Genomic DNA, 12259 nt, shown 5'->3' with positions numbered 1-12259 from the left:
CAACTCACTCCTTCAATAATTGACGATAGTGTTCCCAATAAAAATAAGGCCCGGGATCGGTTTTCCTACCCGGAGCAATATCGCTGTGTCCTGTAATATTGTTACGAATATCAGGGTATTGGCCAATAAGCAGCTCTGTGACTTCTGCTAATTTGGTGTACTGAATTTCAGTAAATTCCTCATAATCCGTGCCTTCCAGTTCAATGCCTATCGAAAAATCATTGCATTTATCACGGTCACAGTAGCAGGAAACACCAGCATGCCAAGCTCTTTTATTGAAAGGGACATATTGCACAATTTCTCCATCACGCCGGATTAAACAGTGAGCAGAAACACGCAATTGCTTGATCTCTTCAAAAAAAGGATCATCTTTCGGATCCAGTGTTCCCATAAATAATTGATCAATATAAGGACCTCCAAACTTTCCGGGAGGTAAGCTAATGTTGTGAATGACCAGTAATGATGGTGTGTCTCCCTCTGGACGCAAATCACAATGTGGGGAAATCACCTTTCTCACGCCATCAATCCACCCTTCATGCAACTTCATTTTTTATACTTCCCCCTTAGTATTTAATATCATCTTTCCGGAAGCACTATTTTAATATCCTTAATATCATCAACACTAATAACCTTCGCTAAGCATCATGCTGCCGTTTGAAGTGTAACAGGTTAGCATCTTCCATCCGCCAATATTCCTGACGTTACTTTATTTACGAGCGGACTCGAAAATTTTTTGCAAAAAAATGTAACATAAAGTTATTTTTTCGAGTCAGTTTCATAAATTTTACTAACGATATTTCATTTTTTCCCTTTTTCTTCATGCTTATTGGCACCGACATTTATCTGTCATTGAACATAATAAATTGTCCAGATATACATAGAGGAGGAAAAATGAAACAGCAAGGATTTACATTAATTGAAGTGATGGTTGTTATGGCTATTGTGTCTATTCTTGGCGCAATAGCCATCCCCAGTTATCAAGGATACATCCAAAAAGCAGCATTGACCGATATGCTACAAGCTATCGTGCCTTATAAATCCGGTGTGGAACTGTGTCGCTTTGAAGCTGAAAATTACAAAGATTGCCACTCCGGTCATTCTTCCATCCCATCAGGCCACAATAGCCGCTATATCAGCACCCTCTCAGTAAAAGAGGGGGAGATAATTATATCGGGTCAGCAAAATCTCAGTGGACTCCATGCCACTCTAAAACCCATTCAAGATACTAAGAGTGGACTGACTCAGTGGAAAACAATCTGTGAAGCTAAAGATGAATCGCTAAAAATAAAATGTCAGGAAACTTTGAAGTTTTAAATAACTCCTTGCACTCCTGACAAAAGAAAGAATAGTCAAATTGCTACCAATATTAAAGGAATAGAGATAATGATAAATAAGGAATATTTTATTATGGAAAAAGAAATAAAAGAACTGTGTCAACGATATCACGCGATTATTACAAAAAAAGATTCCTACACAATAACAATCGCCTGTAGCCAGTCACCTAATGAGGATTTCATAGCAGCACTAAGATTTATTTCAGGTTTAATCGTTAATGTAAATATTTGGCCACAAGCAAAAATAGAATCCATGCTGACACAAGAAAACTCATTAATATCCGTAGAAAATTACTGTTCAGAAAATAATGAAGAGGAACCGTACCGAATAGATCGCCTTGATAGCAACTATGCTCATAACCATGATGCAATACAAACAAACGATCTCCATGATGAAGACATGGATACACCTGTTATTCAATTAATTAATCAGACGATATTAACTTCAATACAAAAAAGAGCTTCCGATATTCATTTTGAACCGTCTCAAAATGGCTATCAAATACGTATTCGAGTTGATGGTGCATTGCATACCATGCAAACGCCACCTCCTCAAATGAATGTGGCTATCCCTGCCCGTTTAAAGATCATGGCAAAGCTCAACATTGCCGAAAAACGTCAGCCGCAAGATGGCCAATTTGACTGGAATGGTAGCAAAAACAATTACGCAATACGTATATCAACACTACCTACTCTGCATGGAGAAAAAATAGTCCTGCGTATTTTAAATACCATACATCAATTATCCTTGGAACAATTGGGCTTACCTGAATCACAATTCCAACTTTTAAAACAAAAGCTTCATTTACCACAAGGGATGATTTTAGTAACAGGCCCAACTGGCAGTGGAAAAACCGTCACATTGTATAGCTGCCTGCAATATTTAAACCAGACTAAAAAGAATATCTGTAGTGTCGAAGATCCTGTTGAAATTCCTTTAAATGGCATCAACCAAACGCCTGTCAATAACAAGATTGGTCTCGATTTTGCTAAAGTCCTTAGGGCATTACTACGGCAAGATCCCGACATCATTATGGTTGGTGAGATCCGTGATAATGAAACTGCCGAAATATCAATGAAAGCAGCGCAAACAGGTCACTTGGTTTTATCAACATTGCATACCAACTCAACCATTGATACGTTATCTCGCCTGCAGAATCTGGGAATTTCTGGTTATACCACAGCCTCATGTGTGAAACTGATTATCGCACAGAGATTAGTTCGTAAACTCTGCCCCCATTGCCGACAACAAGACAGTATTCCCACAGTTTTCCCTGATATCACTAATTCTGATATTACTAATAAGCTAGAAAATATTTCTGAATCTACGAAACTTACTAACTCAACCGAAAAACCTATTTCTGTAAAATCTGACTCTGTAGAATCAAATTCTATAAAACAACGGTTCTCTATGAAAAAATGGAACGCAGTTGGTTGTGATCACTGTTTTTCTGGTTATTATGGCAGAATTGCCATCTATGAGTTTCTCGAAATAAAGCCCGATCTCCAGAAAGCCCTGTCTGAGCTTTCCAACACCAATTTCTCACACTTACTTGCCTCACAGCAGGATTCAACTCTTTTTTTAGCAGGGCTTGCATTGGTGGAAAAAGGAATCACCACCCTTGAAGAAATTTATCAGATTACAGGCCATGAAATAGTATGAAAATAGAATATATTTACCAATGGCAGGCAATTAATAAGAAAGGAAACTCCATAAAGGGAGAGAGCATTGGTCACAGCAAAAAGAGCGTATTCCAATACCTCAGCTATCTTGATCTTCAACCCTATGCCATCAAATGCAAAAAAATTATTTATTACAGCGAAAAGGAAATTGCATATCGCCTGCACTTTATTCATCAGTTAAGCACATTACTGGCATCAGGCATCCCTCTACTCAAGGGGCTGACTATCCTATTGCAAGAGTGTAAACACGCCCTCTGGCGATGTGTACTAACAGATATGATTCAGAAAATACGTCAGGGAGAATCATTTTCAGCAACACTCGCGCATTACCCGAGACTATTTTCTCCCCTATTCTGCCAAATGATCGCAGTAGGAGAACAAACTGGCCAGCTTGAAAGCTGCTGCCAATTAATCATTAATCGGCTGGAACAGCAAAATACATTGAGGAAGAAAATTCAGAAAGCTTATCGCTACCCCTTAATTGTCGTTTTTATAAGTTTTTTAGTTATTATTCTGATGTTGATTTTTGTTCTGCCAGAGTTTCGGCAAGTTTATTCCTCGTTAAATGCCAATTTGCCTCTGTTAACACAGTGGGTTCTATCAGGCTCTGATTTATTGATGCACCATGGCGTATGGTTAATGATAATAATATTTATATTGTTAATTAGCTATCTATGGCTACGACATCGCTTCCCAATTTTTAAAGCTAAAGAAAAAATGTTCTTTATGAAGCTTCCTATTTTTAAGCAGCTCACGATTTATCAACAAACTAATCAAATATTTCATATTCTGTTCATGACACAGAAAGCTGGTTTGACACTAATGACAGGGCTTGAATGTGCATTAAATGCAACTCAGCACCCTATTTTTATTGCTGGAGTAAAGAGCCTGTACAGGCAAATTCAACAAGGCATTCCAATAAGTGATGCGTTAAAACAAACACCCCATTTTCCTTCTCTATGCCAGCAATTTGTCACAATAGGTGAAGAGTCAGGAGAATTAGAGTTATTTTTATTCAATCTTGCAGAATGGTATCAAGAAAAATCAATCAATCTTGCGGATAGTTTGGTTCAATTATTGGAACCTTTGCTGATGCTGATAATGGCATTGGTAGTCGGTTTATTATTGCTGGCTATGTATTTACCTATTTTTCAATTAGGCGAAATATTAACTTAACAATATAACTACATATTTTTTTATCTTTTCTCAAGGCCACAAGAACAAGAATTGCATGTGTTTGTTTATAGCTCATTCGCTTCCCTTGAGTTACAATTTGATTATGCTATCAGATATATTTAAAGGGATAGAATGACTTATATTGTTGCACTTACAGGTGGAATTGGTAGCGGTAAAACGACTATCTCTAATGTGTTTTCATCCCTTGGTACCCCGATTGTTGATGCAGATATTATCGCCAGAGAAGTTGTAGCCCATGGCACCCCTGCATTGCAAGCAATCACAGAACACTTTGGGGTCGACATATTATTGCCTGATGGCAACCTTAACCGTGCAATGCTGCGCCAAAAAATTTTTGCTGCTCCGGAAAAGAAAAAGTGGCTCAATGAACTTTTACATCCACTGATCCAAATAGAAACACAACGACAATTAAACCAAGTGACTACTCCTTATGTCATTTGGGTAGTTCCTCTGTTAATTGAAAATAATTTAATCCCTTTGGCAGATCGTATTTTAGTTGTTGATGTCCCAGCTGAAGCACAGATTAACCGAACAATGGCTCGTGATGGTGTAAGCCGTGAGCAAGTAGAAAATATTCTGGCTGCACAAGCCAGCCGTCAGGACAGATTGGAAAAGGCAGATGATGTCATTGTTAATCACAACAGCGAACAGGATATTACCTCTCGGGTTGTCGAATTACATCAACAGTATTTAAAACAAGCAGAATCAGTCAGACAGGAAAACCATAATGAGTGACGCAACCTCTACTATTATTTTTGAACACCCACTCAATGAAAAAATGCGTTCATGGTTGAGGATTGAGTCTTCACTGCAACAGTTGGAAAAACAACGTTACCTGGACTCTCAAGCGAGTAGTCTCTCGTTTTTCCGTACAATTGCCGAATTAATTGAGATTCTAGAACGCGGTGAAGTCCGTTCTGAACTGTTGAAAGAGCTGGATCGCCAGCAAGCGAAATTAAAACAATGGCTCGGTGCTCCAAATGCCGATACAGCTATGATCCACAGTTTGTCAGAACAACTTAAAGAACGCAGTATTGCCTTGAACCAAGCTCCCCGGATTAGCCAATATATTAAAGAAGATCGTATTATCAGCATGGTACGTCAACGTCTCAGTATCCCTGGAGGATGTTGTAGCTTTGATTTACCAACATTGCATCTGTGGCTGCATTTACCACAATCTGTCAGGGATGAATCTGTCAAAATCTGGCTAAACAGCCTTCAACCATTACAACAAGCTTTAGAGAGCATTCTGAGGCTCATACGTCACTCTGCTGTTTTCACCCCTAAAACCAGTCATAACGGATTTTATCAAGGGAACGCAGATGAAGCCGATTTGCTGAGATTAAAATTGGACGTTACGCCAAATTTATTGGTTTATCCACAAGTCTCCGGCTATAAAACACGCTTCGCCATTCGTTTCTTACCAATGGATACTGAACATGGTGTTATACCTGCCCATTTGTCATTTGAATTAGCCTGCTGCTAACATATGTCCAATAAATTTCAAGTTGCAGCACGACAGCCAGGGAATAAATCCCTAGTAGCATGGCTGATTCTGTATTTATATAGCTCTGTATTTATAAATATGTCACTGGATCAGTGAGTTCAGCCAACAAAGCTGCGACATGAAAAGTGGAAGGATATATCCTTCAAATCAAGTGGGAGAAAGTAATATGTCTGAAGTATTGACTGTTGAATGTCCAACGTGTGGCAACACGGTAATATGGGGTGAAGTTAGTCCTTACCGCCCATTCTGCAGTAAACGTTGCCAATTAATTGATTTGGGTGAATGGGCCAGCGAAGAAAAGAGAATACTCAGTCAAAGCGACAGCACCGAAAATGATAACTGGAGCGAAGAACCTGAGCAGTACAAATAAAATCATAAATATCACTTAACGTATACCGTCATAGCGGCACCTATTTTATTCGGTGCCGCTGCCTATCCAATCAATTAGTCCATTCAATTAATTGAATAAGTTAAAAGTCAGCCAGTTAAGTTAACCTCGTCACTTAAAAACCAGCAGTCCAAAAAACGCTTAAGTAATAATTATCTTAAAACACCCTAATTTATTAAAAATTCTTTAATAACAACCATTTTTGGTTAGAAAACCAACAATACTGCGATTTGCAGGAGGAAATTCATCAGCAATTAATTCTGATTGTAAAACCCAACGGGAAGGTTGCCCTTCTTTACCAAATGGTTCATCTTTCCATTCATCAACCAAGAAAAAATCAAGGGTAATGCTTCTATCAGGAAAATCATGTGTGATGGTATCAATTAATTCACAGTGAGTTACCGTGATCCCAACCTCTTCCTTCAATTCCCTAATCAATGCTTGTCCAGAAGTTTCTCCCTGCTCAAGCTTTCCTCCGGGGAATTCCCAAAAGCCGCCCATATGCGAATCAGCGCTACGCTGAGTGATAAAAATTTCATCATTGCTATTTTTAATGATGCCTGCTGCAATATGCAGATGTTTTTTTTCCATAATCATTTTTCTTTTTCTTGCAATTTATTATTCAACCTAAGTGACTATCTCTTGCAGACTACCCTAAAATTAGTTTAAATCGCAATCTTGTATTTCATCCAAAGTGCAATTGTATTTACTGCTTTTATTACCAAATACCCCTCGAAATAAAACCATATCATGTAAAAGAAGACTGCAAACAGTGTAAGAAATTAACCAACAAATAGATTTAAACGACTATTTTAAAGATTAAGGAAACACAGTTTATGCAAAGCGATGTTCAATCATTGATAGAAGCAAGGCAAATCGCCTATCAATTTCCTAGTGAAGCAGCACCTCTGTTTTCTGGTATTGATATGTTTTTAAACACAGAAAAACATGCGTTAGTTGGGCGGAATGGTGTTGGTAAATCTTGGCTGGCCTCAATATTGGCAAAGCAGCTTCTTCCCACTGAAGGTAACGTAAAACATTTTTGTGATGTAGGTTATTTGTCACAAGGCTTGACATCTTTTACTGGTAATGCCTCTGATATGCTGGGCTTAACCAAAATAATGAAAGCCAATGAACGTGTTCTGGCAGGGATAGGTGATGAAGAAGACTTTAATGTTATGGAAGGTCATTGGGATTGGCAATTCCAGACCGAATCTCTGCTTGCGGAAGGTGAACTCAATCCAAACATATTAAATCAGCCCTTTGATTCCCTCAGTGGTGGTGAGCAAACACGGATCAGGTTATTAACACTAAAACGGCAAGGTGCTGGTTTTATGATTCTGGATGAGCCAAGTAACCACCTTGATCGGCAAGGTCGCCTTTGGCTGGCTCGATGGCTGGGTACTTTCAGTGGTGGTATTTTGCTGGTGACCCATGATACCCAACTTTTACAATATGTATCGATTATTTATGAACTTGGTGGATTGGGATTATCTCGTAGTATTGGTGGATGGGAAACTTGGCTGGAAAGTAAGGAACAACTAAGGCTCGGTATTCAACGCGAAGTGGATCAAACCCAAAAAAATCTGAAACAAGTTTTGCGTGATAAGCAAAAAGACCGTGAAAAAACCAGTAAAAGGCAAAGTCAAGGCAAGCAAAAACGAGAAAATGCCAATCAAGCCCAAATCCTCCTTGATCGTCAACTTGGACGCTCAGAAGCCACGCTGTCACGGCAAGCAATACAACACAAAGAACGAATTCAAAGGAGTTCATCACTCGCTGCAGATGCCAGAGAGAAACTGGAAATTATCGATCCATTATCAATTGTAGTTGCAACCCCACAAACGGCTACTGCTCCTCTACTTTACTTACAAGATGTCATCTTACCTTTTGGTTCAGATTCCCCAATCAGCTTGACTCTTAATAATAGTGATCGTTTCGCTATCATCGGTAAAAATGGCAGTGGAAAATCTACCTTACTAAAAGTAATGGCGGGTTCTCTCATGCCCAAACATGGCACTTGCCAGATAACACATTCATATCGTCTAATGGATCAACACTTTTCGTTCCTTGATAAAAACCAATCTGCACTGCATAACTTTCAATTGCAGTCACCAGGCTGGACTGAAGATCGTTACCGTACTCGATTGGCACAGTTGCGTATTCGCGGTGATGAAGCCTTGAAGCCTGTAAGCTATCTAAGTGGGGGAGAACAACTGAAGGTCGCATTAGCTTGCCTGTTTTGTGGGCCATATGCGCCTGCTCTGCTGTTATTGGATGAACCAGACAATCACCTGGATATTGAATCACGTGAATTACTTCAAAAAGCACTACATGATTATACGGGGGCTATGATACTAATTTCCCATGACGATAATTTCATTAGAAGTGTAGGAAATATGCAGGAATTGGTATTGAATGTTCGAGAAAATGACTCGATCTAACTATTAATCCTGTCTAACCTCCAATAAAGAAAAATCCGCTATAACAAAACCCTCAAATCTATTCCTGATGCGAGAACTTCCATTGAAGTATACTCTTGCAGAATAAGATCTAAGGGTTTTCGTTAAATTACCTCATGCCAATGATAACCAGATTAGCTATTTCCATTGGCACCACTCACTTTATTTATAAGCGACCATATTTATAAGCGACCGTGGCAATGCTTATATTTTTTGCCAGAACCACATGGGCAAGGATCATTACGTCCAATTTTACGTTCTCCTGTTGCCATTTGAGCCTCAGCTTCTGACATCAACGCTCCCTGTTCAACCTCATGGCTCAAATGTTGTCGTCTTGCCAAACGCTCAGCTTCTTCACGACGCTGCTGTTCAAGTGCCTCAACTTCTTCCGGCATTCTAACTTGAACTTTGCTCAAAGTGCTGATCACTTCATATTTCAGTGATTCCAGCATGTTGGAAAACATAGAGAAGGATTCGCGTTTATATTCCTGTTTTGGATCTTTCTGTGCATAACCACGCAAGTGAATACCCTGACGCAGGTAGTCCATCGCAGCCAAATGCTCTTTCCATAATGTATCTAAGGTTTGCAACATGATGCCTTTTTCAAAGTTACGCATCATTTCTGCACTGACGATTTCTTCTTTCTGTTTATAAAGTTCGAGCGCTTTCTCAAAGATACGTTCACGCAGTGTTTCTTCGTGCAATTCAGGCTCTTTGTCCAACCACTCTTTAATCGGCAGCTCCAAATCGAAATCGTTGACTAAACGTTCCTGCAAGCCTTCAATATCCCACATTTCTTCCAGTGATTGCGGTGGAATGTAAGCATCAATTGTTATCTTGAAGACATCTTCACGGATGCTGGTGATGGTTTCACTGACATCGCTCACATCAAGCAAATCGTTACGCTGAGCATAAATTGCACGGCGCTGATCGTTCGCGACATCATCATATTCCAGCAATTGTTTACGGATATCAAAGTTACGGCTCTCAACCTTACGCTGAGCATTAGCAATCGCTTTAGTCACCCATGGGTGTTCAATCGCTTCACCCGGCTGCATACCAAGTTTACGCATCATGCCCGTCACACGATCGGAAGCAAAAATACGCATTAAAGAGTCTTCCATTGAGAGATAGAAGCGTGAAGAACCTGCATCTCCCTGACGTCCCGCACGACCACGCAACTGGTTATCAATACGGCGTGATTCATGACGCTCTGTACCAATAATATGTAATCCACCCGCTGCCAATACCGCATCATGACGTTCTTGCCATTCTGCTTTAATTTTTTCAATTTGTGCTTCGGTTGGCTCTTCTAATTTAGCCATTTCTGACTGCCAACTTCCCCCCAACATGATATCTGTACCACGTCCCGCCATGTTGGTTGCAATAGTCACTGTGCTAGCCTGACCAGCATGAGCAATAATGTCAGCCTCCATTGCATGGAATTTTGCGTTCAATACGTTATGTGCTATGCCAGCTTTAGTTAATGCCTTAGAAATGAGTTCCGATTTCTCAATCGAAATTGTCCCCACCAAAACAGGCTGACCATTGTTTGTCCGATCTCTGATATCTTCAATGATCGCCTCAATTTTTTCTGCTTCTGTCATGTAGACTAGATCTGACAAATCCTTACGAATCATTGGGCGATTAGTTGGAATGACAATCGTGTCTAATTTATAAATAGAGCTGAATTCAAAGGCTTCCGTATCGGCGGTTCCTGTCATCCCTGCCAGTTTTTCATATATACGGAAATAGTTCTGGAATGTGATTGAAGCCAGCGTCTGGTTTTCATTCTGAATCTCAACGCCTTCTTTAGCTTCCACAGCTTGGTGCAAGCCATCAGACCAACGACGCCCTTGCATTGTACGCCCTGTATGTTCATCAACGATAATGACCTCACCATCTTTGACAATATAATCAACATCACGGGTAAACAGGGCATGAGCGCGCAAAGCGGCTGTTACATGGTGCATCAACATGATATTGGTCGGTGAATACAAGGATTCACCTTCATCCATCAATTTAGCATCCACTAATAGCTCTTCAATCAACACCAATCCACGCTCTGTCAGATTGACTTGACGCGTTTTTTCATCAACAGAGAAATGGCCTTCTCCCTGGAATGTATCTGAATCTTCTTTTTCCTGCCGAACCAGTTTCGGGATCAGTTTGTCCACTTTGATATAAAGCTCAGAGCTATCTTCCGCAGGCCCTGAAATAATTAATGGAGTACGGGCCTCATCGATCAGAATCGAGTCCACCTCATCCACCAATGCATAATGCAATTTGCGTTGAACCCGCTCTTCCGGGCTAAATGCCATATTGTCACGCAAATAGTCAAAACCGTACTCGTTATTGGTACCGTAAGTAATATCCGCCGCATAAGCTTCACGTTTGGCTGGGGCTGGCATGCCCGGTAAGTTAATGCCCACACTCAAGCCAAGGAATTCAAACAATGGACGGTTATTTTCAGCATCACGCTGGGCTAAATAGTCGTTCACGGTAACAACGTGAACGCCTTTCCCACTTAAGGCGTTAAGATAAGCAGGCAATGTTGCTGTCAGAGTTTTACCTTCACCGGTGCGCATCTCTGCTATGCAGCGTTCATTCAATACCATCCCACCCAGTAACTGCACATCAAAGTGGCGCATGCTAAATACACGCTTACTGGCTTCACGGACAGTAGCAAAGGCTTCTGGCATAATTTTTTCCAGTGACTCACCTTCTTTTAAGCGAGCGCGAAATTGACCAGTTTTCGCTTTCAGTTCTTCATCAGAAAGTTTTTCAAAGTCCGGCTCCATGCGGTTGATAACATCAACCGCTTTGCGCAAACGGCGCAAAGTGCGGTCATTACGACTACCAAAAATTTTTGTCAGTAATTTAATCAGCATAATTAGTACATCTCAGATAGGGCTATTGTTGTAGCCAATATACCTTTCGTCTTTCAAGTTACCTCTTTGTTCGCTGCACTCACTCACCCCGGTCACATAGTTATCTATGCTCCCGTGGATTCGCTCCCTTGCTGCCGCGACACATCTTGAAATTCATTGGGTATAAATCATTTATTTATTAAAAACTGTCTTATTAAAATTAGGATGAAATAAAACAGCCGCATTAAAGCAGAAATAGATGATTGGGCGTTGGCCCAGCCCTAATTCCCTGAACTTTAGCGACCCAAAGAGCTGGGGTATGGGTATCAGGAAGCACAAAATTCACCATCGCAACATCTGATATAATTCCTTCAAATGGCATTGGTGCTTGTGTCAGCATGGCATGTAACGTATCCAGCATAAGTTGCTGCATGGATGGTGAAGAAATCCGAGTACTTTCTTTTGCTACTTCGCATCTGACAGGCTCTGTGACAGAAAAAGCAAAAGAAAGTTGACGGATCACATTACGAACGGCATGTTGTTGCCAGTAGTTTAAATAATTAGAGGGTTGACGCTGGACACTTTTTAATTGGAGCAAGTGTAATTTAAATAAGCGCTCAAAAGAGTAAAGGGCTTGATTACGGCTTCCTTGGGCAGAAGAAGTATTTGTATGGGTTAGGCTTTCTGCCACTCCAGCGAAAACAGTAGGAACACCAATTCCTGTAGCAACCATGCCCAGTAAAAGGTGAGACCAAAAATAACGCCTACCAAATTGCCGCCAAAGATTTAAAATACTCATTAATCCTTCATTAATAAAT

11 protein-coding genes are annotated in these 12259 nt (G+C 40.3%); 7 read left to right on the top strand and 4 right to left on the bottom strand.

Translation table 11 applies throughout. From position 1 onward, the window contains the following. Positions 1 to 4: 4 nt before the first annotated feature. Positions 5 to 547 (bottom strand): 1,6-anhydro-N-acetylmuramyl-L-alanine amidase AmpD, encoded by a 543-nt coding sequence (ampD, locus tag Xvie_RS06880; RefSeq protein ID WP_086108597.1) that lies wholly within the window; start codon positions 545 to 547, stop codon positions 5 to 7. Between the two features lie 344 nt (positions 548 to 891). On the opposite strand from ampD, the gene ppdD reads away from it, so the two are divergent. The 6 genes from ppdD (at position 892) to yacG (ending at position 6091) form a co-directional block, all read left to right on the top strand. Beyond that, entirely contained in the window at positions 892 to 1314 is a 423-nt protein-coding gene (ppdD, locus tag Xvie_RS06875; protein WP_086108596.1) for a prepilin peptidase-dependent pilin, read from the top strand. A gap of 69 nt (positions 1315 to 1383) precedes the next feature. Then, the gene (locus tag Xvie_RS06870) at positions 1384 to 2997 is read left to right on the top strand and encodes a GspE/PulE family protein (protein WP_086108595.1); all 1614 of its coding nucleotides are present in this window, start codon (positions 1384 to 1386) and stop codon (positions 2995 to 2997) included. Continuing rightward, complete coding sequence (hofC, locus tag Xvie_RS06865) at positions 2994 to 4193, top strand: protein transport protein HofC (protein ID WP_086108594.1); 1200 nt, start codon at positions 2994 to 2996, stop codon at positions 4191 to 4193. Before Xvie_RS06870 ends, hofC begins: the two co-directional genes overlap by 4 nt. Positions 4194 to 4325: 132 nt before the next feature. Continuing rightward, positions 4326 to 4949, top strand: a complete 624-nt coding sequence (coaE, locus tag Xvie_RS06860) for a dephospho-CoA kinase (protein ID WP_086108593.1) — start codon at positions 4326 to 4328, stop codon at positions 4947 to 4949. Next, positions 4942 to 5700, top strand: a complete 759-nt coding sequence (gene zapD, locus Xvie_RS06855) for a cell division protein ZapD (protein WP_086108592.1) — start codon at positions 4942 to 4944, stop codon at positions 5698 to 5700. Before coaE ends, zapD begins: the two co-directional genes overlap by 8 nt. A gap of 187 nt (positions 5701 to 5887) precedes the next feature. Continuing rightward, complete coding sequence (gene yacG, locus Xvie_RS06850) at positions 5888 to 6091, top strand: DNA gyrase inhibitor YacG (protein WP_086108591.1); 204 nt, start codon at positions 5888 to 5890, stop codon at positions 6089 to 6091. A 204-nt stretch (positions 6092 to 6295) separates the two neighbouring features. On the opposite strand, the gene mutT is transcribed toward yacG, so the two are convergent. Continuing rightward, entirely contained in the window at positions 6296 to 6700 is a 405-nt protein-coding gene (mutT, locus tag Xvie_RS06845) for an 8-oxo-dGTP diphosphatase MutT (RefSeq protein WP_086108652.1), read from the bottom strand. A gap of 245 nt (positions 6701 to 6945) precedes the next feature. On the opposite strand from mutT, the gene Xvie_RS06840 reads away from it, so the two are divergent. After that, on the top strand, positions 6946 to 8553 hold the full coding sequence (locus Xvie_RS06840; RefSeq protein WP_086108590.1) for an ATP-binding cassette domain-containing protein: 1608 nt from the start codon (positions 6946 to 6948) through the stop codon (positions 8551 to 8553). A 200-nt stretch (positions 8554 to 8753) separates the two neighbouring features. On the opposite strand, the gene secA is transcribed toward Xvie_RS06840, so the two are convergent. Together secA and secM are read right to left on the bottom strand one after the other, a co-directional pair. Next, the gene (gene secA, locus Xvie_RS06835) at positions 8754 to 11462 is read right to left on the bottom strand and encodes a preprotein translocase subunit SecA (protein WP_086108589.1); all 2709 of its coding nucleotides are present in this window, start codon (positions 11460 to 11462) and stop codon (positions 8754 to 8756) included. A gap of 223 nt (positions 11463 to 11685) precedes the next feature. Next, the gene (gene secM / locus Xvie_RS06830; RefSeq protein ID WP_086108588.1) at positions 11686 to 12240 is read right to left on the bottom strand and encodes a secA translation cis-regulator SecM; all 555 of its coding nucleotides are present in this window, start codon (positions 12238 to 12240) and stop codon (positions 11686 to 11688) included. Between the last annotated feature and the right edge of the window lie 19 nt (positions 12241 to 12259).

The organism is Xenorhabdus vietnamensis (genome assembly GCF_002127535.1).
Taxonomy (GTDB): Bacteria; Pseudomonadota; Gammaproteobacteria; order Enterobacterales; family Enterobacteriaceae; genus Xenorhabdus; species Xenorhabdus vietnamensis.
The sequence above is the reverse complement of the archived record's forward strand: the minus strand, read 5'-3'. Positions and strand labels throughout refer to the sequence as shown.

Excerpts from the sequence above, each read along its gene's own strand:
- ppdD (WP_086108596.1), top strand. The coding sequence starts at position 892 with ATGAAACAGCAAGGATTTACATTAATTGAAGTGATGGTTGTTATGGCT.
- secM (WP_086108588.1), bottom strand. The coding sequence starts at position 12,240 with ATGAGTATTTTAAATCTTTGGCGGCAATTTGGTAGGCGTTATTTTTGG.
- hofC (WP_086108594.1), top strand. The coding sequence starts at position 2,994 with ATGAAAATAGAATATATTTACCAATGGCAGGCAATTAATAAGAAAGGA.
- yacG (WP_086108591.1), top strand. The coding sequence starts at position 5,888 with ATGTCTGAAGTATTGACTGTTGAATGTCCAACGTGTGGCAACACGGTA.
- Xvie_RS06840 (WP_086108590.1), top strand. The coding sequence starts at position 6,946 with ATGCAAAGCGATGTTCAATCATTGATAGAAGCAAGGCAAATCGCCTAT.
- Xvie_RS06870 (WP_086108595.1), top strand. The coding sequence starts at position 1,384 with ATGATAAATAAGGAATATTTTATTATGGAAAAAGAAATAAAAGAACTG.
- secA (WP_086108589.1), bottom strand. The coding sequence starts at position 11,462 with ATGCTGATTAAATTACTGACAAAAATTTTTGGTAGTCGTAATGACCGC.
- ampD (WP_086108597.1), bottom strand. The coding sequence starts at position 547 with ATGAAGTTGCATGAAGGGTGGATTGATGGCGTGAGAAAGGTGATTTCC.
- mutT (WP_086108652.1), bottom strand. The coding sequence starts at position 6,700 with ATGGAAAAAAAACATCTGCATATTGCAGCAGGCATCATTAAAAATAGC.
- coaE (WP_086108593.1), top strand. The coding sequence starts at position 4,326 with ATGACTTATATTGTTGCACTTACAGGTGGAATTGGTAGCGGTAAAACG.
- zapD (WP_086108592.1), top strand. The coding sequence starts at position 4,942 with ATGAGTGACGCAACCTCTACTATTATTTTTGAACACCCACTCAATGAA.